This window comes from Streptomyces sp. RFCAC02 (assembly GCF_004193175.1).
Classification (GTDB): Bacteria; Actinomycetota; Actinomycetes; order Streptomycetales; family Streptomycetaceae; genus Streptomyces.
In genome coordinates this window covers 774004-797526 of the sequence record NZ_SAUH01000001.1, presented here as the reverse complement: position 1 = coordinate 797526, position 23523 = coordinate 774004, and the positions used below count along the sequence as shown (strand labels likewise).

The window sequence follows — 23523 nt, the reverse complement described above, 5'->3', positions numbered from 1 at the left end:
GCGTCCCGGGAGGGGCGTGGGGTGGGTTTCGGCCAGTCCCCGGCCAGGTGCGGACGCCCGGGAGCCGCTGACCTGCGCCCAAAAGAGTCGTACGCATGTTCGATGGCTGGTTTATGGTGGACCCGGACCAGTGGTCGCCGGGGGACAGGGGAAGTCGTGACAGGTGTGACGGGAGGTGCGCGATGGCCCCGCGGTTCACGCACCTGCGGGTCGCGTCCGGATTCTCGGTCCGGTACGGCGCCTCGCACCCCGAACGCCTCGCGGAGCGGGCCGCCGAGCGCGGCATGGACGCCATGGCCCTGACCGACCGCGACACCCTCGCGGGCGCCGTCCGGTTCACCCGCGCCTGCGCCGCCGCCGGCGTCCGTCCGCTCTACGGCACCGACCTCGCGGTCGCGCCGGTCACGGGCGGCCCGGCGGCGGGCGGCGCGCACCGGGATGCCGCGAGCCGTCGCCGCACCCCCGTGCGCGGGGGCGCGTTCACCGACGAGTCCGCTCCCCGCGCGGTCTTCCTCGCCCGGGACGGCGCCGCCGGCTGGGCGGCGCTGTGCCGCCTCGTCACCGCCGCCCACGCCGGGACCGGCGGCGCGGGCGGCCGCCCCCTGCTGCCCTGGGCCGAGGTGGCGGCCGGCGGCACGGACGGCCTGACCGTCCTCCTCGGCCCCGACTCGGAGACCGGCCGCGCCCTGGCCGCCGGCCGCCCCGACCTGGCCGCCCGCCTCGTCGCCCCCTGGCGCGAGGTCTGCGGCGACGCCCTCCGCCTCGCCGTGGACGCGAGCGGTCCGCTCCGTACGGCCGCCCGTACGCTCGGCCTCGCCGCCGAGAGCGGGATCACGCCGGTCCTCACGGGCGCCGTCCGGTACGCGGACCCGGGCCAGGGGCCGGTCGCCGACGTCCTGGACGCCGCGCGCCGCCTCGTGCCCATCGACCCGCGCGGCCCGCACGACAGCGGTGAGCGCTGGGTCAAGGACCCCGGGGCCATGGCCCGCGCCGCGCACGCAGCCGCCGAGGCCGCCGGCCTCGGCGCCGGTGCCGCGCGCCGCCTGCTCGACCGCACCGAGGAGACGGCGGCGGCCTGCCGCGTCGATCCGGGCCGCGACCTCGGCATCGGCGGCGTCCACTTCCCCGAGGCCCGCCTCGTCGGCGCGGCCGACCGCACCGCCGACCGCGTGCTGCGCTCCCGCTGCGCGGCGGGGCTGGTCGCCCGCCGCCTCGACCGCGACCGCGCGCGCTGGGACCGCCTGGAGGAGGAGCTGGACGTCATCGCGCGCCTCGGCTACGCCTCGTACTTCCTCACCGTCGCGCAGGTCGTCGGGGACATCCGGGACCTCGGCATCCGGGTCGCGGCGCGCGGATCGGGCGCCGGCTCCCTCGTCAACCACCTCCTCGGCATCGCGCACGCCGACCCGGTCGAGCACGGCCTGCTCATGGAGCGGTTCCTCTCGCCGCGCCGCGCCGTGCTGCCGGACATCGACATCGACGTGGAGTCCGCCCGCCGCCTCGACGCCTACCGGGCGATCTTCGACCGGTTCGGCGAGCGGCGGGTCGCGACCCTCGCGATGCCCGAGACGTACCGCGTGCGGCACGCCGTCCGGGACGTCGGCCTCGCGCTCGGCCTCGACCCGGACCGGACCGGGCGGCTGGCCACGGCGTTCCCGCACATCAGGGCCAGGGACGCGCGCGCCGCCCTCGCCGAGCTGCCCGAGCTGCGCGGCCTGGACACCGGCGCGCTCGACCCGCGCATGTGGGACCTGGTCGAGGCCCTGGACGCCCTGCCGCGCGGCGTGGCCATGCACCCCTGCGGCGTGCTGCTGTCGGACACGTCGCTGCGCGCCCGTACGCCCGTGGTGCCGACGAGCGGCGAGGGGTTCGCCATGTCGCAGTTCGACAAGGAGGACGTGGAGGAGCTCGGCCTCCTCAAGCTGGACGTGCTGGGCGTGCGGATGCAGTCGGCGATGGCGCACGCGGTCGCCGAGACCCGGCGGGCCGGGGCCGGGACGGTCGACCTCGACCGCCTGCCGCCCGGCGACCCCGCCACCTACCGGCTGATCAGGTCGTCCGGGACGCTCGGCTGCTTCCAGATCGAGTCGCCGGGCCAGCGCGACCTGATCGCGCGGCTCCAGCCGGAGACGTTCCACGACCTCGTTGTCGACATATCGCTGTTCCGGCCCGGGCCGGTCGGCGCCGACATGGTGCGCCCGTTCATCGAGGGCAGGTCGGGCCGCCGCCCCCGCTACCCGCACCCCCACCTGGAGCCGATCCTGCGGGAGACCCATGGCGTCGTCGTCTTCCACGAGCAGGTCATCGGCGTCGTGGCCACCCTCACCGGCTGCGACCGCGCGCTGGCCGACGAGGCGCGGCGCGCGCTGTCCGATCCCGAGCGGCGCGAGCGGGTCCGCGACTGGTTCACGGCGGAGGCGGAACGGCGCGGGTACGAGCCCGGCGTGGTGTCCGAGACGTGGGAGATCGTGGCGTCGTTCGGGTCGTTCGGCTTCTGCAAGGCGCACGCCGTCGCGTTCGCCGTGCCGACGTACCAGTCGGCGTGGCTGAAGGCGCACCACCCGGCCGCGTTCTACGCAGGGCTGCTCACCCACGACCCGGGCATGTACCCGAAGCGGCTGCTGCTCGCCGACGCGCGGCGGCGCGGCGTCCCCGTGCTGCCCCTCGACGTCAACGCGTCGGACACCGCCTATCGAATCGAACTGGAGTCCGATTCGAAAGGGGATGGGGGCCGGTGGGGCGTCCGGCTCGGGCTCCAGGACGTCCGGGGCATCAGCGAGGAGGAGGCCGGCCGCATCGCCGCCGGCCGCCCGTACGCCTCCCTGACCGACTTCCTCCACCGTGCCGCGCCCTCCCGCCCGGTCGCGGAACGGCTGGCCACGGTCGGTGCCCTCGACGCCTTCGGCGCCAACCGCCGCGACCTGCTCCTCCACATCGCCGAACTCCACCGGCGCCCCGCCGGCGGCAGCGGCGGCCGGCAGCTCCCCCTCGGCGGCGCCGGCGGCACACCGCCCGCCGGGCTGCCCGACCTCGACGCCGGGGAGCGGGTCGACGCCGAACTCGACGTCCTCGGCATGGAGACCGCGCACCACCTGCTGACCGGCCACCGCGCGTTCCTCCGCGAACTCGGCGTGGTCCCGGCCCACCGGCTGCGCGACGCCGCGCACGGCGAGACCGTCCTCGTCGCCGGGGCCAAGGCCGCCACCCAGACACCGCCGATCCGGTCCGGCAGGCGCGTCATCTTCGCCACCCTGGACGACATGACGGGCCTGGTCGACCTGGCGTTCTTCGAGGACAGCCACGCCGCCTGCGCCCACACCGTGTTCCACTCCTGGCTGCTGCTGGTGCGCGGCACCGTCCAGCGGCGCGGGCCGCGCGCGTTCAGCGTGGTCGGCCGGGCCGCCTGGGACCTCGCCGAACTGGCTGAACTGCGCGGCACCGGCGGCCTCGACGCGGTCGCCGAACGCCTCGCCGCCGGCCCCGGGACGCCCGGCGGCGCCGGGGACGACGGGGCCGGCGACGGCACCGCGCGCCGGATCGAGCTGCCCACCGGCTACGCCCTCCACCCCTGGGCCGACCTCAAGCCCGCCGGCGGCCCGGCCGGGACCCCGCCGCGCAAGCTGTGGCACGCGAGCCCCGGGAGCGCGGGATGACGACGCGACGGCACATCCTCTACGTGCGCGGCCTCTCCGTACGCGCCCTCCCCGGTCACCGCGCCGCCGGGTCCGCGGGCGACCACGACGGGATCCTGGACGTCCTGCGCGACATCACCCCCGTCGTCCAGGCACTGCCGCCCGACGCCGCGCTGGCCGACGTCGGCGGCGCCCTGCGCTACTTCGGCCTCGACGCCGAACGCCTCGCCCGCCTCTTCCGCGTCCGCTGCCTCGCCCTGCACGGCATCGACTGTGCCGTCGGCGTCGCCCCCAATCCGCTGCTCGCCCGGCTCGCCGCGGGACCGGCGGACGCGGGCCCCGGCGTGACGGCGGTCCCCGACGACCCGGCGGCGATCACCGCGTTCCTCGCCGACCGTCCCCCCGCCGCCCTGCACGGCATCGGCCCCGCCACGGCCCGCGCCCTGACCGCGTACGGCCTGGACACCGCCGCACGCGTCGCCGCCGCGCCGCCCGCCACGCTCCAGCGCATCCTGGGCGCGCGGACCGCCCGCCGCGTGCGGGACCTGGTGCGCGGCATCGACCCGACGCCGGTCGTCCCGGGGGCGCCGGCCCGCTCCGCAGCGGCGGAACACCGCTTCGGCCACGACGAACTGGACCCCGGCGTCCGCCGCCGCGCCCTCCTCACCCTGGCCGACGACCTCGGCCACCGTCTGCGCGGCACCGGGCAGTGCGCCCGTGCCCTCACCCTCACCGTCCGGTACGCCGACCGCAGCGTGACCACCCGTCACCGCACCCTGCGCGAACCGACCGCGCACACACCGGTCCTGGTCACGGCCGCCTACGCCCTGCACGACGCCCTGGGGCTCCAGCGCGCCCGCGTCCGGTCGCTCGCGCTGCGCGCCGAGGACCTGGCGGACGCCGCGGACGCGGCGCGCCAGCTCTCGCTCGACCCGTCCGACGACCGGCGCCGCAGGGCCGAGGCGGCGGTGGACCTGGCCCGCGCACGCTTCGGCCCGGACGCCGCCGGTCCCGCCGCCCACCTGCGCGCCGCCTGATCCGGGCTGCGGTACCGGCCTCGTTACGCGCGCACCGTCTGCGACAGAGCGTCGAGGGTCACGCCCACGACGGCCAGGAGCTGTTCCGAATCCGCCCCTGCCCTGCTCATGACGGCGAGCGACTGGTTCACGGCCGCCGCGTGCACGGCGAAGGACTCGGCGTCCCGGTCCGTCAGCCCGCCGGCCTTGAACGCGGCGCGCAGGCGCAGGCACTGGAGGCCGAGCGCCCGCTCGGCGTGCGCCGCGACGTTCGGGCTCAGCACGGGAATCGCCATGGCCGACTGGGCGATCAGACATCCATCGGGCAGTCCGGGATCGGCGATGCGTTCCAGGGTGACGTCGAAGAACGCGCGAAGAGCGGCGACGGGGTCCGAGGCGGCGCACGACAGGGCGGCGTCGTACTTCTCGCCGTAGCGCGCGGTGTAGCGATCCAGGCAGCGCAGGAAGAGCGTGTCCTTGTCGCCGAGGGAGGAGTAGATGGAACTGCGGTTCAGGCCGGTCGCCCGTGACAGGTCGTCCAATGAGGTGTCGGCGTAGCCGTCGCGCCAGAACTGGGTCATCGCGGCGTCGAGCGCTGTATCCATGTCGAACTGCTTCTTGCCTGCCACGCGGGACTTCCTTGCCGATGCGTCGATGGTTCGGTCCGTGCCGCTCGCCATCCTATCTTGAACCAATCGGTCCAAGATGTGTTAGCGTTCGGGACCGCACACCCGACACCGACGGAGGCCCCCGTGACCGGCTCGGCGACCAGCGCTCTCCACGCCTCGGAAGGCAACCCCGTCCGCGGCCTGCCGCTGCGGCACCTGCCCGGATTCACCCACCGCTGGGTCGACGCGGACGGCGTCCGCCTCCACGCCGTCGAGGGCGGACGGCCGGGCGGACCGGCCGTCGTCCTGCTCGCGGGCTTCCCGCAGACCTGGTGGGCCTGGCGCAAGGTGATGCCCGGCCTCGCCCGCCGGTTCCACGTCATCGCGATCGACCTGCCGGGCCAGGGCCATTCCGAGCGTCCGGAGCGCGGCTACGACACGCACACGGTCGCCGCGCACGTCCACGCCGCCGTGAAGGCCCTCGGAGTGCCGGTCTACTCCCTGGTCGCCCACGACATCGGCGCCTGGGTCGCCTTCTCCCTCGCCCTCGGCTTCGGGGGCGACCTGCGCGGGGTCGCGCTGCTCGACGCCGGGATTCCCGGGATCACTCTCCCGGAGGCGATCCCCACCGACCCGGAACGGGCGTGGAAGACCTGGCATTTCGCGTTCCACGTCGTGCCCGGCCTGCCCGAGACGCTGCTCGCAGGCCGCGAGCGCGCGTACGTCGGCTGGTTCCTGAAGGCGAAGGCCCTGTCGCCCGACACGTTCGACGACGCCGAAATCGACCACTACGCGGCCGCCGTCGCCGCCGACGGCGGCCTGCGCGCTTCCCTCGCGTACTACCGGGACGCCGCGGAGTCGGCGCGCAGGAACCGCGAGGCGCTCGAACGGGGGCGCCTCGCCGTGCCCGTCCTCGGGATCTCCAGCAGTCACGGCTCCGTTCCGGACATGGCCGCATCCATCGGTCCCTGGGCCGACGACGTCACCGGGATCGTCGTGCCCGGCGCCGGTCACTTCATCCCCGACGAGCAGCCCGAGGCCGTCGCCGCCGCGGTGACGGACTTCGTCACCGGCGCCGGTCGGCCCCACCGGACCCGGCCGGGCGGGCCACCCAATCGGGAGGTGTAGTATCCCGGATATGCGCATGACCGAAGGCGTGGAGTGGGGTCTGCACTGCTGCCTCGTCCTCGCCTGGCTCGACGACCTGGCACCCCTCCCCGTCGGCCGGCTCGCGGAGGTGTTCGACCTGCCCCCGGAGTACCTGAAGAAGCAGTTGCAACCCCTCGCCAAAGCGGGCATCCTCCGCTCGGAGGCAGGCGCACGCGGCGGCTACCGGCTCGGCCGCGCCCCCGAGGCCATCAGCCTCATGGACGTCGTGACCGCGATCGAGGGCGGCACCGACCCGTTCCAGTGCACCGAGATCCGCCGGCGCGGAGCCGGACGGACCGGGGCACCCGAGGAGTTCGCACACCCCTGCGGCATCTCGATGGCCATGCGGAAGGCCGAACTCGCCTGGCAGCGCCAACTCGCGAACCAGACGCTCGCCGACGTCATCGCCACCACCCCCGCCACGGCCGAGCGGCGCACACGCCGCTTCGTCGAACGCATCGCCTGACTCCGCCCGCACCGCCCGACGCCTTCTGTCGCGTCGGGCTTTTCTTGAAAGGAGAATCGGGACATTGACTATCTCGATAACGGGCAGTGACGCACCGCCGACCGCTCCACGGCGCTCCGGCAGCCAGGTCTCCCTCCTGGCGCTCGGCACGTTCGCCGTGGGGACCGACGCTTTCGTCGTCGCCGGGTTCCTGCCGCAGATGGCGGACGAACTCGGTGTGACCGAGGCGGCGGCGGGCTACTCGGTGACGGTCTTCGCGATCTGCTACGCGGTGTTCTCCCCGCTGCTCGCGACCGTCACCGCCACCGTGCCACGCCGACGCCTGCTGGTGGCGGCGCTGGTCGTTCTCGGTCTCGCCAACCTGGGCACCGCGGTCGCCCCGAACTTCGCGCTCCTGATGACCTCGCGTGTGCTGGCCGCGCTCGGGGCGGCGGCCTATACCCCGAACGCGGGCGCGGTCGCATCGTCGCTCGTGACCGCGGAACGACGCGGACGCGCCCTCGCGCTGGTCGTCAGCGGCCTGACCGTGGCGACGGCGATCGGCGTGCCGCTCGGAAACCTCGCCTCCCGCGTCATGGGGTGGCGGAGCGCCCTCGGGCTGGTCGCGCTGCTGTGCCTGCTGATCGGCGCGGGGCTCGCGGTCCTGCTGTCGAAGCTCCCCGGAGGGAACCGGGTGCCGCTGGCGGCGCGGCTGTCGGTGCTGCGCAATCCCGGCGTGCGGCTGATCCTGCCCGTCACGGTGCTCGGGATGGCCGCCGCGTACACGGCCTACGCCTACGCGATCCCCGCGTTCGACGCCGTCGGGATCTCACCGGACGCGGCTCAGTGGATGCTGTTCCTCTATGGGGTCGGGGCTGTCGCGGGCGCCCAGTCGTCGGGCAGGCTGACCGACAGGTTCGGCGGGACGAGGGTGCTCGTCGTCGGATACGCGGTGATGACGTGCACGCTCGTCGCGTTCGGCACGCTGACCCTGACGAGTGCCGTGCTGCCGGTCCCGGTCGGCGTGCTCGCCTTCGCCTGGGGCGCGAGCAGTTGGTGCCAGACCCCGCCCCAGCAGCACCGCCTCATCGCCGCCGCGCCGAACGAGGCACCGCTCGTGATCGCGCTGAACTCCTCCGGCATCTACATCGGCATCGGGGTCGGCACCCTCGTCGGCGGACTCGCCGGAGCCGGTGACGCGACCTGGATGTTCTTCTCCGGGGCCGTGATCGCCGTGATCGCGGCCGTGCTCCTGGTGGCGACGGGACGAGTCGCACGTCACGGGTGAACGCAGGGTGGTGGCGGACGGGGCTCCCGGGCCGGGGTCGCGCGCCTTCCCCGGGGCGTTCGGTCCTGGTGGGACGGGCCGGACGAACCCCGCGCCCGGTCACGGCACTTCCCCCGTGCCGTCGGCGGGTGATCACGGACGTTCCCGGACAGACTCTCGAACGACCCTCGAACATCCGGTGGATGATCATCGGGCGCTGTTGACATGGTTAGGTATGCCTAACCTAAATTGTTCCGGGTGAACGGCCCGCCGGCCCCACGACGGCGGCCGTCCACCGGTCATCGCGCGCGCCTTTCCCTGTCAGCGACCCGCCACCCCCACACCCACCCACGACACCAAGGGACAGCCACAGAACCCATGAGCATGCCCGGTCACGCACCACTCGCGTCCGCGCCCTCGTCCCTCCTGGAGCCCGACCTCCTGGCCGCCGCACCGGCCGGCCTCACCGAGGTCGGACGGCTCGTCACCGACCTCACCGGAGAAGCCGCGCGCGCCCTGCGGCGGCGCAACGGCCCCCTGCCGCCCCTCAGCCCCGACGAACTGGCACGCCGGATGGACGCCGACCTGCCCGAAGGGCCGCTGCCCGAGACCGGGCGGGGCCGCGCCGCCGTACTGGCCCTGGCCCGCTCGTACGCCGCCGGCACCGTGGACCTGGCCGACCCGCGCGCCGCCGCGCACCTCCAGCCGCCGTCCCTGAGCGTCGCCGCGGCCGCCGACGTCCTCGCCTCCGTGTTCAACGCCTCCGTCGACACCTGGGACAGCGGCCCCTCCGCGGTCGAGCTCGAACGCCGCGTCGTCCGCGCCCTCACCGACCTCGCCGGCTACGGACCGGGCGCCGGCGGCGTCCTCACGCCCGGCGGCAGCACGTCCAACCTCCAGGCACTGCTGATCGCCCGCGACGCCGCGCTGCGCGCCCGCGCGGACATCCGCGGCGCGGGCCTCACCGGGCTCGCCGTCCGGCCCGTCGTCTACTGCTCGGAACTCGCCCACTTCTCCGTCGCCCGCGCCTGCGCGCTGCTCGGCCTCGGCGAGGAAGCCGTCCGCGCCGTGCCCGCCGACGCCGCGCACCGCATGGACCCGGCCGCCCTCGACCGCGCCCTCGCCGCCAGGGCCGCCGACGAGATCCCCGTCGCGGTCGTCGCCACCGCGGGCACCACGGACTACGGCTCCATCGACCCCCTCCCCGAACTCGCCGCCATCGCCCACCGCGAGGGCATCCGGCTGCACGTGGACGCGGCCTACGGCGGCGGCGCCCTGTTCTCCGACCGGCTCCGACCCCTCCTCGGCGGGCTCGACGCGGCCGACAGCATCACGATCGACCTGCACAAGACGGCCTGGCAGCCCGCGGCGGCCAGCGCCCTGCTGGTCCGCGACGCACGCGACTTCGCCGCCACCACGGGACTGCGCGTCGCCTACCTCAACCCCGACGACGACGGCGCCGCCGGCTACGACGGCCTCCTCGGCAACTCCCTCGCCACCACCCGCCGCGCCGACGCCCTCCGGGTCGCCGCCACCTTCCTCGCGCTCGGCCGCCAGGGCATCGGCGCCATGCTCGACGCCTGCCACGACCTCGCCCGCCACGCCGCGGCGGCCGTCACCGCCCACCCCGACCTCGAACTCACCGCCGAACCCGTCCTCACCACGGTCGTGTTCCGCTACCTCCCCGCCCGGCGGGCCGAAGCGGACACCGTGAACGGCGCGCTCCGCCGCCGCCTGCTGCGGCAGGGCACCGCCCTCGTCGGCCGCACCGACCTGCGGGACGGCTCCGTCCGCCTCAAACTCACCCTGCTCAACCCCCAGGCGACCAAGACCGACGTGGACGACCTGTTCGCCGCGGTCATCGCCGCGGGCCGCGCCGTCGAGACCGATGGAGAACCCCAGTGACGCAAGCCCAGGCACCAGGACCGACGGCCCCCGACCCCACCGGCCAGGTCCTCGACCTCGCCGCCATCGGCATCGGCCCGTTCAACCTCGCCCTCACCGCGCTCGCCGACGAGGTGGACGGCCTCGCCCACGCCGCGTACGACCGCCGCCCCGCCTACGACTGGCACCCCGGCCTGATGTTCGACTGGGCGTCCCTCCAGGTCGGGTTCCTCGCCGACCTCGTCACCCTGGTCCGCCCCACCAGCCGCTGGTCGTTCCTCAACTACCTGGCGGAACACGACCGGATGTACCCCTTCTACATCGCCGAACGCTTCCACGTCCCCCGCCGCGAGTACGCCGACTACTGCGCCTGGGCCGCGTCCCGCCTGCCCGGCTGCCACTTCGGCACCGACGTGCCCGCCGTCCACTGGGACGCCGACCGCGCCCTGTGGCGGCTCACGCTCCGCACGCCCGGCACCGGCGCCACCACCACCCGCCACGCACGCAACATCGCCGTCGGCATCGGCACCGAACCCCACGTCCCGCCCGCCCTCGCCCCCCTCGCCGACAGCGCCCCCGACCGCGTCTACCACTCCGGCGACCACCTCCACCGCGTGGACGCCCTCGCCCGCGACGGCGTGCGCGACATCACCGTCGTCGGCTCGGGCCAGTCCGGCGCCGAGGTCTTCCTCGACCTCCTGCGCCGCCAGCGCGACACCGGCTGGTCCCTGACCTGGCTCACCCGCTCCTGGGGCTTCGCGCCCCTCGACTACTCCAAGCTCGTCCTGGAGTACACCACCCCCGCGTACATGCGGTACTTCAACGCCCTCGCCCCCGACGTCCGCGACCGCCTCATCGCCTCGCAGTGGCAGCTCTACAAGGGCATCGACAGCGAGACCATCGACCTCATCCACGCCGAGCTGTACGACCACATGCTCGACGGCGACCGCCCCCCGGTCGCCCTGCACCCCGGCACGGCCCTCCTCGACGCCCGCAGGGACACGGACGGCGCGATCCGCCTCACCACCTCCCACGCCGACACCGGCCGGGAGAGCGAGCGCGCCACCGGCGCCGTCATCGCCGCCACCGGGTACGCCGCCCGCCGCCCCGCCTGCCTCGACCCGGTCGAGAAGCTCATCGCCTGGGACGACAAGGGCCGCTACGACGTGGACGCCGACCACCGCGTACGGACCGTGCCCGAGGTGACCGGCGGCCTGTTCGTCCAGAACGCCGAACTCCACACCCACGGCGCCGCCGCGCCCGACCTCGGCATCGGCGCCTACCGCAGCGCCCTCATCCTCAACCAGGTCACGGGACGGCCGGTGTTCCGCATCCCGCGGCGCACCGCCTTCCAGACCTTCGGCTGACCCACCGGACCACCACCGGCCCCCTGCGGCACAATCGGGACGTGACACCGGACCCGACCCACCGCACCGGACGCGACGGCGCCGCGGACCCCGCCGCCCTCCTGGCGGCACTCGCCGTCGACGCCGCGTCGCCCCTCCCGCCCTACGAGCAGCTCCGCGCCGCCGTCGCCGCCCTGGCGACGGGCGGCGAGCTGCCCGTGGGACACCGGCTGCCGACCGTCCGCGCCCTCGCGGCGGACCTCGGCCTGGCCGCCAACACCGTCGCCAAGGCGTACCGCGCCCTGGAGAGCGACGGGGTCGTCGAGACCCGCGGGCGGCACGGCACCTTCATCGCCGCCGCCGGGGACGCCGCCGCGCGGGAGGCGGCGGCCGCCGCCCACGCCTTCGCCGAACGCGCCCGCCGGCTCGGCCTGGACCGGGACGCGGCCCAGGCCGCCGTGGCGGAGGCGCTGCGGGCCGTCTACGGCACCCGCGCGTGACCGCGCGCCGCGCACGGCCTACCGCGCCGCCGCGCCGCCGCCCCACAGCCAGGCCGCGGTGTCCGGCGGCAGCAGCCCGCCCGTGATGCGGTCACTGGTCAGCAGCACCCCCCAGTCGCGCGGCAACGGCATCGGATCGCCCGAGAAGTTGACCGCGCACCGCAGCACCGGGGAGCGCTCGAACGCCAGCACGCCCTCGGGCGCCTCCAGCCACGTCAGCCGGCCGCCGTCGAACCCGGGCTGCTCGCGCCGCAGCCGCAGCGCGGCCCGGTACAGCTCCAGCATCGACCCCGGCGTCCCCGACTGGACCTGCGCGCTCATGTGCTCCCACGCGGCGGGCTGCGGCAGCCACGGCGCCTCGCCGTCCTTGGGACCGAACCCGAACGGCGATTCGGAACCCGACCACGGCAGCGGCACGCGGCAGCCGTCGCGCCCCCGGACCGTACGGCCGCTGCGCGCCCACGCCGGGTCGCGCAGCACCTCCCCGGGCAGGTCCTCGACCTCCCACAGACCGAGCTCCTCACCCTGGTAGAGGTACGCGCCGCCCGGCAGCGCCAGCATCAGCAGCGCCGCGGCGCGCGCCCGCCGCGTCCCGAGACCGCGGTCGGTCGCCGCGCCCCCGCCGTCCCACCGGCCGAACGCCGTGTCCCCGCGCCCGAACCGTGTGACGTGCCGCGGCACGTCGTGGTTGGACAGCACCCACGTCGGCGGCGCGCCGACCTCCGCGTGCGTGCGCACCGTACGGTCGACGACCTCGCGCAGCGCCCCCGGCTCCCACGCCGAGCGGAGGAAGGCGAAGCTGAACGCCGTGTGCAGCTCGTCGCCGCGCAGGTACAGCGGCAGCCGGTCCTCCCGCACGTGCGCCTCGGCGACGAACACCCGGTCGCCCGCGTATGACTCGGCGACCTTGCGCCACGTCTGGTAGATCTCGTGGACGCCCTCCTGGTCCCAGTGCGGATGGTCCTCCGCGCCGGCCCCGTCCGCGAAGACGGCGTCGTCGGCGATGCCGAGGTCGGGCAGGGCGCGGTCCTTCACCAGGCCGTGCGCCACATCCACACGGAACCCGTCGACGCCCCGGTCGAACCAGAACTGGAGCGTCGACTCGAAGTCGGACCGCACCTCGCGGCTGACCCAGTTGAGGTCCGGCTGCTCGGGCGCGAACAGGTGCAGGTACCACTGGCCGGGCGTGCCGTCCGGCTCCGTGACCCGGGTCCACGCCCGGCCGCCGAACTCGCTGCGCCAGTCGTTCGGCGGCAGGGCGCCGTCCGGGCCCCGGCCGTCGCGGAACACGTACCGGTCGCGCTCGGGCGACCCCGGCGGCGCGGCCAGCGCCTCGGCGAACCAGCGGTGCCGGACGGAGGTGTGGTTCGGGACGATGTCGAGGATGACGCGGACGCCCAGCGCGTGCGCCTCGGCGATCATCTCCTCCGCCTCGGCCAGCGTGCCGAAGACGGGATCGATCGCGCGGTGGTCGGCCACGTCGTAGCCGCCGTCCGCCATGGGGGACGGGTACCAGGGGGTGATCCAGACGGCGTCCACCCCCAGCTCCCGGAGGTAGGGGAGACGGGCGCGGAGACCGGCGATGTCACCGACGCCGTCCCCGTTGCCGTCGGCGAAGCTCCGGAGATAGACCTGATAGACGACCGCGGTGCTCCACCAGGGCGCGGCCGGTTCGTGATGCATGCGGGTGCGGGGCACGTATCTTCCATTCCTCTTGCGAGTTGACCCTGGAAAATGCGCGGCAGGGGCGGCTCACCGCGCGATGGTGCGGCTGTGCTGGTCCGGTTCGGGTCCCGGCCGGTGTGAGGAGGAGTGATACAGGGAGCGCGCGGCACGGGCCGCGCCGGTGGTGCCCCGGACGACGAGCCGGGTCGGCACCACCACCCGGGTCGGCTCCTCGCCCGCCCCGGACAGCGCGTCCAGGATCTGGCGTGCGAGCAGCTCCCCCTGGTGGGCCACGGGTTGGGCGATGGTGGTGAGATCGAGCAGCTCGGCGGCCTCGTGATCGTCGAACCCGATCACGGACACGTCGTCGGGCGCCCTGAGCCCCATCCGGTTCAGCGTGCGCAGCGCGCCGAACGCCATCTGGTCCGACTCGGCGAACACGGCGGTCGGCGGATCGGGCAGGCTGAGCAGCTTGGCCATCGCGGAGGCGCCCTCCTCGATCCCGAGATGGCCGGGGACCTCGAGCCGCGGGTCGTACGCCACGCCGGCCTGCGACAGCACGGTGCGGTACGCGTGCTGCCGCACGATCGGCGTGGTGAACCCCCGCGGGTCCGCCGGGGCACCGGTGATCATCCCGATGCGCCGGTGCCCCAGGTTGACGAGGTGGCGCACGGCGGTGCTCGCCCCCTCGGCGTTGTCGATGGAGACGTGCCAGCAGCCGGGTATGCGGGTGCCGAGCACGGCCATCGGCACCTCCATCGACACCAGCGCCTCGCACTCGGCCGCCGACAGCGGCAGGTTGAGCACGATCAGCGCGTCCACACGGCGGCGCAGCGGCATCCGGGCGAAGAACCGCTCGTGGACCCGCTCGTCGCCGAGGTTGTACAGCAGGACGTCCAGGTCGTTGGCGCGCAGCACCGAGTCGATGCCGGCGACGACCTGGCTGTAGAACCACCGGTTGACGAAGGGCAGGACGACCCCGACCGTGCCGGTACGGCCCGACGCGAGACGCGAGGCGTGCGGCGACGCGGTGTACTGCAGCTCCTCGGCGGCGCGCAGGACCCGTTCCCTGGTCGCGTCCGAGACGTTGGGCAGTCCACGCAGGGCACGGGACACCGTCGCGGTGGACACTTCCGCGCGCCGGGCCACGTCGTTGATGCTGGCGGCCATAACCCTCCGATCACGGCGGTGCGCCGAACGTACTGCCGACCGCGGCGGTGGTGCAATCGCTTACAGGAAAGAATCTTGCGAATGCGCCGAAAAGCGCAGGGAGTTGACCGGTGAGCCGATGGAACCGCAGGTCAGCGCGGTGCGGCACGCGATGTAAACGCATACATCGATTTTTGATGGATCCCGCCCATTGACAGACCCGGCCGCCGGGCGGTGCGGCAGGATCGGGGCATGAGCAATCTCGACACCGCGCCGGTGCCCACCCGCTGCGGCGGTGCGCACGGCCCGGGCCCCGTCCGCGAACTGCACCCCGGCAAGGAGGTGCCGCTCGGGGAGAGCACCGTGGTGCGCCGGCTCCTGCCGAACCTCGGCCGCCGCACGGTCGGCGCCTGGTGCTTCGTCGACCACTACGGCCCCGACGACATCACGGACGAGCCGGGCATGCAGGTGCCCCCGCACCCCCACATGGGCCTCCAGACCGTGAGCTGGCTGCACGCGGGGGAGGTGCTGCACCGCGACAGCCTCGGCAGCCTCCAGACCGTTCGCCCGCGCGAACTCGGCCTCATGACCTCGGGCCACGCGATCGCGCACTCCGAGGAGTCGCCCCGCACGCACAGCTCCGTCCTGCACGGCGCGCAACTGTGGGTCGCGCTCCCCGGCGGGCGCCGGCACGGCCCGGCCGCGTTCGAGCACCACACGGACCTCCCGGTCGTCACCGGCGGCGGCGGGCTGCGCGCCACCGTCATCCTCGGCACCCTCGACGGCGCGACCTCGCCAGGCACCGTCCACACCCCGCTGACCGGCGCCGACGTCGCCCTGGCCGCCGGCACGGACGCCCGTCTCCCGCTGGAGGAGGACTTCGAGTACGCGGCCCTGTCGATGGCCGGCTCCTGCACGGTCGACGGCGTCCCCCTCGGCCCCGGCGCGATGCTGTACCTCGGCACCGGGCGCCGTGAACTGCCCGTCCGCGCCGACACCGACGCCGCGTTCATGCTCCTGGGCGGCACCCCGTTCGAGGAGCGGCTCGTCATGTGGTGGAACTTCGTGGGCCGTTCGCACGAGGAGATCGCACAGGCCCGCGCCGACTGGAACGACGGCACGCGGTTCGGCGAGGTGCGCGGCTACGACGGGCCGCGCCTGACGGCGCCCGCCCTGCCGCCGACGGTCCTGCGGCCGCGGGGCCGCACCCGCTGAACGGCGCGGAGCGCACCCGTGACCGGCCGTAACCAACGGCGGGATCCGGCCGTTCACCCCGGTGACAGTCCCGACCGGCACCACCGTCCGTGCCCGGTCCCGTGACGAGGAGATCCCATGAAGCAGCACACCGCCGCCCGCGCCCGCCGCGCCGTCCGCCGCGCGGTCCCGGCCGCCGCGCTCCTGATGATGGCCGCCGCGGCCACCGCCGCCCACGCCGACCCGCTGCAGGACATCAACGACACCGTCGGCAACGTGAACACGGCCATCGGCAACGTCAACGGCACCGTCGGCAACGTCAACAGCGTCCTGGGCAAGACCGTCAACTAGGCGGGCCGTCAGGCCGCGCCGCACGGCGCCCGCCTCTCCGGCCGGCCCGCGCCCCCGCCCTCCTCGGGGACGCGGGCCGGCGCCGGTCAGGCCGACGCGCGGCGGACCAGCTCGGTGGGCAGGACGACACCCGCCGGCTCCTGCCCGCCGAGCAGGGCCAGCAGCAGCCGCACCATCTCGTGGCTGATGCGGTCCCACGGCTGCCGGACGGTCGTCAGCGGCGGCCGGGACGCCGCGGCGACCGCCGAGTCGTCGAACCCGCCGACCGCCACGTCGTGCGGCACCCGGCGGCCGGCCCGCTCCAGTACCTCCAGAGCGCCCTGGGCCATCAGGTCCGATGCGACGAACAGCGCGTCGACGCCGGGCCGGCGCGCCAGCAGCCGTGCCGTCGCCGCCGCGCCGCCCTCCCGCGTGAAGTCGCCCGTCGCCACGAGCCCCGGGTCCTCGGCGATCCCCGCCTCGGCGAGGACATCGCGGTATCCGGCGAGCCGGTCTACCCCGCCCGGGCTGGCCGGCGGCCCGGTGACCGTGCCGATCCGCCGGCGCCCGCCGGCCAGCAGGTGCCGCACCATGCGCCGCGCGCCGTCCCGGTCGTCCGCCGCCACGTGCGCGAGCCGGCCCGTGAGCCGCCCCATCGGCTTGCCGCACGCCACGACCGGCACGCCCGCCTCGACCAGCCGCGCCGCCACCGGGTCGCCCGCGTGGCTGGAGACCAGCAGCACGCCGTCCACGTGCCCGGCCGTCAGGTAGCGCGTGGTGCGTCGTCCCTCCTCGCGCGAGCCGGCCGTCATGAGCAGCAGCGGGATGTCGTGGACGGCGAGCGCCTGCGTGCAGCCGCGCAGCAGGACGCCGAGGTTCGGATCCTCGAAGAACCGTTCCTGTGGTTCGGACAGCAGGAACGCCACCGACCCCGAGCGGCCCGTGATCAGGCTGCGGGCGTGCCGGTTCACGATGTAGCCGGTGGAGCGGACGGCCGCCCGCACCGCCTCGGCGGCGGCCGGGCTGACGTGGTGGCCGCCGTTCAGGAAGCGGGAGACCGTGCCCCGGGAGACGCCGGCCACCCGTGCGACGTCGTGGATCGTCGGGCGCCGCGGCGCCGGGTTGCTCATGCGGAGGACTCTACGGGCCGTCGCCGCCGGCTGTGCACGCTCACGGCAGCGGCCGGATCTCGCCCGCGTACCCGTCTTGTCAATGCGCGATGTTGTGCGGTTATGTGGGGGCGCAGCACTGTGCACGTGCACAGTCCCGTCCCGCAGAAAGCCGGAGCCCATGCCGAACGCCGCCACCGCCCGCCTCGCCTACGGCGGGGACTACAACCCCGAGCAGTGGCCCGAGGAGGTCTGGCACGAGGACGTCGCCCTCATGCGCGAGGCCGGCGTGACGCTGGTCAGCCTCGGCATCTTCTCCTGGGCGAGACTGGAGCCGCGCGAGGGCGAGTTCGACTTCGCCTGGCTCGACCGCGTCATCGAGCTGCTGCACGCGGCCGGCATCGGCGTCGACCTCGCCACGCCCACCGTCGTGCCGCCCGCCTGGTTCTACCGCGCCCACCCCGAGGCGCTGCCCGTCAGCCGCGAGGGCGTGCGCTGGGAGTTCGGCTCGCGCGGCGCGATATGCCACAGCTCACCCGCCTACCAGCGGGCCGCGGCCCGCATCACCCGCGCCCTCGGCGAACGGTACGGCCGGCACCCCGCCGTCGAGATGTGGCACGTCCACAACGAGTACGGCGTCCCCGTCCTGGAGTGCTACTGCGACACCTCGGCGGCCGACTTCCGCCGCTGGCTGCGCGACACGTACGGCACCCTCGACGCCCTGAACGCCGCCTGGGGCACCGCCTTCTGGGGCCAGGCGTACGGCGAGTGGTCCGAGATCCAGCCGCCCCGCGCCGCCCCCACCACGACCAACCCCGCGCAGCGCCTTGACTTCGCCCGCTTCGCCAGCGACAGCGCCCTCGCCAACTTCCGCCGCGAGCGCGACATCCTGCACGAGCTGTCCCCCGGCGTCCCCGTCACCACCAACTTCATGGTCTCGCCCACCCAGTGCGACACCATCGACTACTGGGCGTGGGGCCGCGAGGTCGACATCGTGACCAACGACCACTACCTCGTCGCCGAGGACGACCGCAACCACATCAACCTGTCCATGGCCGCCGACCTCACCCGGTCCGTCGGCGGCGGCAAGCCGTGGCTGCTCCTGGAGCACTCGACCAGTGCCGTCAACTGGCAGCCGCGGGGCATCGCCAAGCGCCCCGGCGAGATGGCGCGCAACAGCCTCGCGCACGTCGCGCGCGGCTCCGAGGGCGCCATGTTCTTCCAGTGGCGGGCCTCCCGGGCCGGCGCCGAGAAGTTCCACTCCGCGATGGTCCCGCACGCGGGCACGGACAGCCGGATCTGGCGCGAGGCGGTCGACCTCGGCGCGCACCTCGGCGCGCTCGCCGGCGTGCGCGGCACCAGGACCGCCGCCGACGTCGCCATGGTGTGGGACTGGCAGTCCTGGTGGGCGCAGAAGCTCGAGTGGCGCCCGAGCGAGGACCTGGACACCCGGGAGCGGGCCGAGGCGTTCTACGCGGCCCTGTTCGACCGCCATTTCACCGTCGACTTCGCGCACCCCGAGGCGGACCTCACCGCCCATCCGCTCGCCGTCGTGCCCGCGCTCTACCTCACGACCGCCCGCGCCGGGGAGAACCTGCGCCGCTACGTCGAGGCCGGCGGCACCCTCGTCGTCTCGTACTTCTCCGGCATCGTGGACGAGCACGACGCCGTCCACCCCGGCCCGCACCCGGGCGCGCTGCGCGATGTGCTCGGTCTCACAGTGGAGGAGTTCCAGCCGCTCCGCGCGGGGCGCACCGTGACGCTCGACGGGGCGGCCGGTCCGCTGACGGGCGACGTGTGGGCCGAGACGCTGCGGCCCGCCGGCGCCGAGACCGTGTGGAGCTACGCGGACGGGCCGGCGGCCGGCGGTCCCGCGATCACCCGGCACCGGCTCGGCGACGGCACCGCCTGGTACGTGTCCTGCCGCCTCGGCGCCGACGGCCTGGACGCCGTGCTCGCCGCCGCCGGCGCCGACGCGGGCCTGGCGCCGCGCGACGGACTGCCGCGCGACCTGGAACTCGTGCGCCGCGACGGTGAGGGCGGCCGCTACCTGTTCGCCATCAACCACGCGGACGCCGACGCCTCGTTCGACCTGCCCGCGGGCACGGCTGACGGCGCGGCCGAACTCCTCGCCGGCGCGCCCCTCACCGGCGGCCGGCTCACCGTCCCCGCGGGCGCCGTACGGGTCGTGCGCCTCGGCGGCTGAGCGCGCGCGGGCGCGCGGCCGCACCGCCGCCGCGCGCCCGCGGGCCGCTGCCGTGCGCCGGGCCGTGATTCCGCCATGTGGGTGGATGGCGGCCGGGTGCGCCGGGCGCCGGCGCGGCGCTCTGCGCTGCGGCTTTTCGAGGTGAAGGGGTGTCTTGCCGCGTTCGTCAACCCCGTTGCGGGGAAAGGTGAATCATGGGGCCGGGATACCCACGCGCTCTTGTGGGGCGTTAGGGTTACTCTGCCCGGACCGGGTGTCGTTGTACGGGTGGGAGAGTCATGGAGCAGATAACAGCGCGCAGCAGGCCGCCCCGCGTGCCTGCGATCAACTGCGGGAGCGGCGCCAACAGTGCGCGGCTCGACCGTCACCTGAGTGTGCTCTCCGGCCCCGCCGTGCCCCAGCACGAGGCGGAGGAGGCCCAGGTGCTCATGCGGGAGCTGACCCGGCGCGACGAGTCCGCCGCGCGGGCCGGCCGCGGGCCGCGGGTGCGCCTGTTCACGCCGCTGCGGCGGCTGCGGCGCACGCTGTTCGGCGGGCGCGGCTGACGACCGCCGCGGGCGCGGCCACCCCGCGAGGGGCGGCGGCGCACGCGCCGGCGCACGCCGCACCGCCGCGGGACCCCGCTCGACGTCACCCGGGTCGGGCCGTGGTCCTCTCCTCCGCTCCGCCCGTGCCGCCCCTGGGCATCGGCACGGTGCGGGCGAGCAGTTCGGCGGCGGGCTTGCGGTTGCGGTAGGGCCGCAGCGCCTGCCGCATGTCGCGCAGGGCGCGCTCGGCGTCCGCGGAGCGCAGCCGCCCCTGGGCGGCCACGAAGCCGTCCCACACGGCGCACGCCTCCTCCAGGTGCCCCGTGCGCAGCAGCAGTTGGCCGAAGCGCGCCTGGCTCAGCGCACGGCCGCGGAGGTCGCCCGGCGCGCGTTCCGCCGTGGCCCTGCGCAACGCGGCGAGGGCCGGGGACAGTTCCCCGAGGGCCTCCAGCATCGCGGACGTCTGGAAGTGCAGCGCCGCCGCCGGGTAGGTGTCGAACGACGCGCCGCCGCCCGCGCCGTGCGAGCGCTCCGCCGCCTTCTCCGCCCGCTCCATGGCGGCCAGCGCCCCGCGCCGGTCCCCGCCCCGCCCCAGCACGACCGCGAGCTGCGCCTGCACGAACGCCTGGTGCGCCGGGGGAGCGGACCGCGCCCCGGCCGTCGCCGCCTCGGCGAGCTGCAGCGCGGGCGCCAGGTGGCCGAGCCGCAGCGCCTGGGCGCTCATCGCGCGCAGGACGACGCTCCAGGCCGTGCGGTCCCCCGACTCGCCGGCCAGCCGGTGGGCGTACGTGTAGTAGCGCTGGGCGATGCCGTGGAGGAGGCCGTCCTCGTACATCCTGGCCATGAGGAACGCCAGCCGTGACGCGAGGACGAACAGGTCGGCCCGGTGCCGGGCCGGGTGGGGGGCGGCGAGCAGCGGCACCACGTCGTCCGCGAGATAGGCGGTGAGGGCGGTGCGCGCGTGCCGTCCGCCGTGTGCGTCGAGGGAGGCGGTGAAGAAGCCGACGGCGTCGTGCAGGGCGGCCGTCCGTTCGGTGCGGGCGCCCAGGGGCCGCGGGGGGCCGGGGACCTCGGGCCGCGGGGGCGGCGCGGCGTCGGCCACCCGGTAGGGGCGCTGCCGCAGGACGAGGCGGCGGCCCGGGTCGGTGTCGGAACGGCACAGCGCGGCGAACCCGCTGATGACGTCGGCCGGCGCGGGCGCCGGCCCGCTGTGCGGGAAGCCCGCGCCCGCGGGCGTCACGGTGCGGCCGATGCGCCGGGACAGTGCCTCGGCCGCGAGCTGGGGGACGGGATGCCTCGGCCGGGTCCCGGACAGCCAGTGGGCCACGGAGGTGCGGTCGTAGCGCAGGACCGCGCCTATCTCGGTGCCGAGGGTGTTCACGGCACGGGCCAGCGCCTCCTGCGTCCAGCCGGCCTCGATGAGCAGCGCCCGCAACTGGTGGTTCGGGCCGCGCCGGTTCGTCATGCGTCCTGTGGTCTCACGCCGGACGGCGGGCCGACAGGGCGCATGGGGGCGTCGGAGCGCCCGCCTCTGCGCCCGTGTCACACGATCGAGTTGGTTTTCACCCGGTTACGCCATGTCAAGTGGCGTTGTGCGACCGCGTGGTTGACGGTGAGCACATGAATGATCCCTTTGCGTATGCCGCAGTTGTGTTTCCTCCGCGCACGCCGGCGCACACGGCGCACGCGCCGTACCGCACGCGCGAGACGGTCCCCGCGCGCCACCCCGGTGACAGCCCGCAGACGGGCGGGGGAGGTGTGCGCGCGGACGTGATCGCCGGCACGTAGGGCCTGCCGGCCGGCGCGGTCAGAGGTAGTGGCGCGTGACCGTCTCGGCGACGCAGACGGGCTTGTCGCCGCCCTCGCGCTCGACCGTGACGGCCAGCGTGACCTGCACCCCGCCCGGTACGTCGTCCGCCGCGACGATGTGCCCGCCGGCCCGCACGCGCGCGCCCGCGGGCAGCGGGGCGGGGAAACGGACGCGGTTCAGGCCGTAGTTCACGGCCATGCGGGTGCCGGTGACGGTCAGCAGGCCGGGGGAGAGCGCGGGCAGCAGCGCCAGGGTCAGGTGGCCGTGGGCGATCGTCGTCCCGAACGGCCCGTCCGCCGCCCGCGCCGGATCGACGTGCAGCCACTGGTGGTCGCCGGTGGACTCGGCGAAGAGGTCGATGCGGTCCTGCCCGACCGTGAGCCACCCGGTGGGACCCAGGGGTTCGCCGACCGCGGCGCGCAGGGCGGCGGGCGACGCGAAGACACGGGGATCGGCCACCGGCCCACCGTACCGCCGCCTCGACGCCACGCACCCACCCGTGCGTCCCCGCGCCCGGTCGTGGGCGCTGTCACCGCACCGGGACGCCGCCGGCTGACGCGGAGCACTCGTCCGGCGCGACTCGGTGACAGGCGTGGACACATGGCCGCCACCGGGCGGGGCAGAGGAGTCCTGGTGCCACGGGCGTCGGACGCGGCACGTGAGCCGCCACGGGGAGGCCGGGTGTTCGAAGGGTTCGAGACCGCGCGGATCGATGTCGGCGAGGCGTCCGTTTTCGTCCGCTTCGGCGGGGACGGTCCGCCGGTGGTGCTGCTGCACGGGCACCCCCGCACATCGGCGACGTGGCACCGGGTCGCTCCGTTGCTCGTGCGCGCCGGTCACACGGTGGTGTGCCCCGACCTGAGGGGATACGGGCGATCCAGGGGGCCGCGCTTCACGGCGGATCACGCCGGCTATGCGAAGCGCGCGGTGGCCGGGGACGTGGTGGCCGTGATGCGTCATCTCGGACATCGCCGGTTCGCGCTCGTCGGACACGACCGCGGCGGGGCCGTGGCCCTCCGTCTCGCGCTCGACCACCCCGACATCGTCTCCCGGGCGGTGTTCGCGGACTGCCTGCCGCTGACGGAACATCTGTCGCGGATCACCGCCGAGTTCGCCACCCGGTGGTGGCACTGGTTCTTCTTCGCGCAGCCGGGCGTGCCCGAGCGGGTCATCAACGCCGATCCCGACAGCTGGTACCGCGGCGACCCCGGGGCGATGGGACGGGAGAACCACGACGAATGGCGGCGGGCCACACGCGATCCCGATGTGGTGCGGGCGATGCTCGAGGACTACCGCGCCGGCCTCACCGTCGACCGGCGACATGAGGAGGCCGACCGCGCGGCCGGTGCGCGCGTCGCCTGTCCGACGCTGGTCCTCTGGTCGCTCCGGGACGACCTGGAGGATCTGTACGGGGATCCCCGCGTGATCTGGCGCCGGTGGGCGCACGACGTCCGCGGTCACGGCATCGACTCCGGGCACCACGTCGCCGAAGAGGCGCCCGAAGCACTGGCCTCCGCCCTTGCCGGCTTCCTCCGGCCGGGCACGGACCTCTCGTAACGGCCGCCCGCGGAGCACGGCCACGAGGGGTGGGGGCGGGGACACGGATCACCACTCCAGTCCCGAGCCGGCTGCCGGCGGTGCGGTCGGTGGCGTACGCCGGACGTCCCGGTCCGCGCACGACGTGCC

Annotated in this window: 19 protein-coding genes; 13 read left to right on the top strand and 6 right to left on the bottom strand. The window is 75.1% G+C overall.

The window, feature by feature from the left end:
• The first annotated feature begins 182 nt into the window (after nt 1-182).
• Nucleotides 183-3653, top strand: a complete 3471-nt coding sequence (dnaE, locus tag EMA09_RS03540; protein ID WP_129838792.1) for a DNA polymerase III subunit alpha — start codon at nt 183-185, stop codon at nt 3651-3653.
• Nucleotides 3650-4669 carry a helix-hairpin-helix domain-containing protein gene (locus EMA09_RS03535; protein ID WP_129838790.1) on the top strand — a complete coding sequence of 340 codons (1020 nt, stop codon included), beginning with the start codon at nt 3650-3652 and terminating at the stop codon, nt 4667-4669. Before dnaE ends, EMA09_RS03535 begins: the two co-directional genes overlap by 4 nt.
• Before the next feature lie 23 nt (nt 4670-4692).
• Here EMA09_RS03535 and EMA09_RS03530 read toward each other — a convergent pair whose 3' ends face one another.
• Nucleotides 4693-5277, bottom strand: a complete 585-nt coding sequence (locus EMA09_RS03530; RefSeq protein ID WP_129838788.1) for a TetR/AcrR family transcriptional regulator — start codon at nt 5275-5277, stop codon at nt 4693-4695.
• A 123-nt stretch (nt 5278-5400) separates the two neighbouring features.
• Here EMA09_RS03530 and EMA09_RS03525 point away from each other — a divergent pair, with 123 nt between their 5' ends.
• The 6 genes from EMA09_RS03525 (at nt 5401) to EMA09_RS03500 (ending at nt 11847) form a co-directional block, all read left to right on the top strand.
• The gene (locus EMA09_RS03525; RefSeq protein WP_129838786.1) at nt 5401-6384 is read left to right on the top strand and encodes an alpha/beta hydrolase; all 984 of its coding nucleotides are present in this window, start codon (nt 5401-5403) and stop codon (nt 6382-6384) included.
• Between the two features lie 10 nt (nt 6385-6394).
• Complete coding sequence (locus EMA09_RS03520) at nt 6395-6871, top strand: Rrf2 family transcriptional regulator (protein ID WP_129838784.1); 477 nt, start codon at nt 6395-6397, stop codon at nt 6869-6871.
• A 64-nt stretch (nt 6872-6935) separates the two neighbouring features.
• Complete coding sequence (locus EMA09_RS03515) at nt 6936-8138, top strand: MFS transporter (protein ID WP_129838782.1); 1203 nt, start codon at nt 6936-6938, stop codon at nt 8136-8138.
• A 357-nt stretch (nt 8139-8495) separates the two neighbouring features.
• On the top strand, nt 8496-10022 hold the full coding sequence (locus EMA09_RS03510) for a pyridoxal-dependent decarboxylase (RefSeq protein ID WP_206305891.1): 1527 nt from the start codon (nt 8496-8498) through the stop codon (nt 10020-10022).
• A complete protein-coding gene (locus tag EMA09_RS03505; protein WP_129838780.1) occupies nt 10019-11368 on the top strand; it encodes a SidA/IucD/PvdA family monooxygenase in 1350 nt (449 codons plus the stop codon). Before EMA09_RS03510 ends, EMA09_RS03505 begins: the two co-directional genes overlap by 4 nt.
• Nucleotides 11369-11469: 101 nt before the next feature.
• The gene (locus EMA09_RS03500) at nt 11470-11847 is read left to right on the top strand and encodes a GntR family transcriptional regulator (protein WP_129843809.1); all 378 of its coding nucleotides are present in this window, start codon (nt 11470-11472) and stop codon (nt 11845-11847) included.
• 18 nt (nt 11848-11865) lie between these two features.
• On the opposite strand, the gene EMA09_RS03495 is transcribed toward EMA09_RS03500, so the two are convergent.
• Together EMA09_RS03495 and EMA09_RS03490 are read right to left on the bottom strand one after the other, a co-directional pair.
• Nucleotides 11866-13530, bottom strand: coding sequence for a glycoside hydrolase family 13 protein (locus EMA09_RS03495; protein ID WP_129843810.1), 1665 nt, complete (start codon nt 13528-13530; stop codon nt 11866-11868).
• Between the two features lie 69 nt (nt 13531-13599).
• On the bottom strand, nt 13600-14682 hold the full coding sequence (locus tag EMA09_RS03490) for a LacI family DNA-binding transcriptional regulator (RefSeq protein WP_129838778.1): 1083 nt from the start codon (nt 14680-14682) through the stop codon (nt 13600-13602).
• Between the two features lie 231 nt (nt 14683-14913).
• Here EMA09_RS03490 and EMA09_RS03485 point away from each other — a divergent pair, with 231 nt between their 5' ends.
• Both EMA09_RS03485 and EMA09_RS03480 read left to right on the top strand, forming a co-directional pair.
• Nucleotides 14914-15876: a pirin family protein gene (locus EMA09_RS03485; RefSeq protein ID WP_129838776.1), complete on the top strand. Its 963-nt coding sequence runs from the start codon at nt 14914-14916 to the stop codon at nt 15874-15876.
• A 117-nt stretch (nt 15877-15993) separates the two neighbouring features.
• Nucleotides 15994-16206, top strand: a complete 213-nt coding sequence (locus EMA09_RS03480; RefSeq protein WP_129838774.1) for a hypothetical protein — start codon at nt 15994-15996, stop codon at nt 16204-16206.
• Nucleotides 16207-16292: 86 nt separating this feature from the next.
• Here EMA09_RS03480 and EMA09_RS03475 read toward each other — a convergent pair whose 3' ends face one another.
• The gene (locus EMA09_RS03475) at nt 16293-17315 is read right to left on the bottom strand and encodes a LacI family DNA-binding transcriptional regulator (RefSeq protein WP_129838772.1); all 1023 of its coding nucleotides are present in this window, start codon (nt 17313-17315) and stop codon (nt 16293-16295) included.
• A gap of 160 nt (nt 17316-17475) precedes the next feature.
• On the opposite strand from EMA09_RS03475, the gene EMA09_RS03470 reads away from it, so the two are divergent.
• Both EMA09_RS03470 and EMA09_RS03465 read left to right on the top strand, forming a co-directional pair.
• Nucleotides 17476-19500, top strand: a complete 2025-nt coding sequence (locus EMA09_RS03470; protein WP_129838770.1) for a beta-galactosidase — start codon at nt 17476-17478, stop codon at nt 19498-19500.
• 278 nt (nt 19501-19778) lie between these two features.
• Nucleotides 19779-20045, top strand: coding sequence for a hypothetical protein (locus EMA09_RS03465; RefSeq protein ID WP_129838768.1), 267 nt, complete (start codon nt 19779-19781; stop codon nt 20043-20045).
• Between the two features lie 85 nt (nt 20046-20130).
• Here the strand turns inward: EMA09_RS03465 and EMA09_RS03460 are convergent, their stop codons facing one another.
• Both EMA09_RS03460 and EMA09_RS03455 read right to left on the bottom strand, forming a co-directional pair.
• On the bottom strand, nt 20131-21492 hold the full coding sequence (locus tag EMA09_RS03460; protein ID WP_129838766.1) for a hypothetical protein: 1362 nt from the start codon (nt 21490-21492) through the stop codon (nt 20131-20133).
• A 342-nt stretch (nt 21493-21834) separates the two neighbouring features.
• A complete protein-coding gene (locus EMA09_RS03455; protein ID WP_129838764.1) occupies nt 21835-22296 on the bottom strand; it encodes a MaoC family dehydratase in 462 nt (153 codons plus the stop codon).
• Between the two features lie 222 nt (nt 22297-22518).
• On the opposite strand from EMA09_RS03455, the gene EMA09_RS03450 reads away from it, so the two are divergent.
• Complete coding sequence (locus EMA09_RS03450) at nt 22519-23394, top strand: alpha/beta hydrolase (protein WP_129838762.1); 876 nt, start codon at nt 22519-22521, stop codon at nt 23392-23394.
• Nucleotides 23395-23523: the final 129 nt, after the last annotated feature.

Excerpts from the sequence above, each read along its gene's own strand:
- EMA09_RS03465 (WP_129838768.1), top strand. The coding sequence starts at position 19,779 with ATGGAGCAGATAACAGCGCGCAGCAGGCCGCCCCGCGTGCCTGCGATC.
- EMA09_RS03475 (WP_129838772.1), bottom strand. The coding sequence starts at position 17,315 with ATGAGCAACCCGGCGCCGCGGCGCCCGACGATCCACGACGTCGCACGG.
- EMA09_RS03480 (WP_129838774.1), top strand. The coding sequence starts at position 15,994 with ATGAAGCAGCACACCGCCGCCCGCGCCCGCCGCGCCGTCCGCCGCGCG.
- EMA09_RS03520 (WP_129838784.1), top strand. The coding sequence starts at position 6,395 with ATGCGCATGACCGAAGGCGTGGAGTGGGGTCTGCACTGCTGCCTCGTC.
- EMA09_RS03495 (WP_129843810.1), bottom strand. The coding sequence starts at position 13,530 with ATGCATCACGAACCGGCCGCGCCCTGGTGGAGCACCGCGGTCGTCTAT.
- EMA09_RS03490 (WP_129838778.1), bottom strand. The coding sequence starts at position 14,682 with ATGGCCGCCAGCATCAACGACGTGGCCCGGCGCGCGGAAGTGTCCACC.
- EMA09_RS03485 (WP_129838776.1), top strand. The coding sequence starts at position 14,914 with ATGAGCAATCTCGACACCGCGCCGGTGCCCACCCGCTGCGGCGGTGCG.
- EMA09_RS03470 (WP_129838770.1), top strand. The coding sequence starts at position 17,476 with ATGCCGAACGCCGCCACCGCCCGCCTCGCCTACGGCGGGGACTACAAC.
- dnaE (WP_129838792.1), top strand. The coding sequence starts at position 183 with ATGGCCCCGCGGTTCACGCACCTGCGGGTCGCGTCCGGATTCTCGGTC.
- EMA09_RS03510 (WP_206305891.1), top strand. The coding sequence starts at position 8,496 with ATGAGCATGCCCGGTCACGCACCACTCGCGTCCGCGCCCTCGTCCCTC.
- EMA09_RS03535 (WP_129838790.1), top strand. The coding sequence starts at position 3,650 with ATGACGACGCGACGGCACATCCTCTACGTGCGCGGCCTCTCCGTACGC.
- EMA09_RS03460 (WP_129838766.1), bottom strand. The coding sequence starts at position 21,492 with ATGACGAACCGGCGCGGCCCGAACCACCAGTTGCGGGCGCTGCTCATC.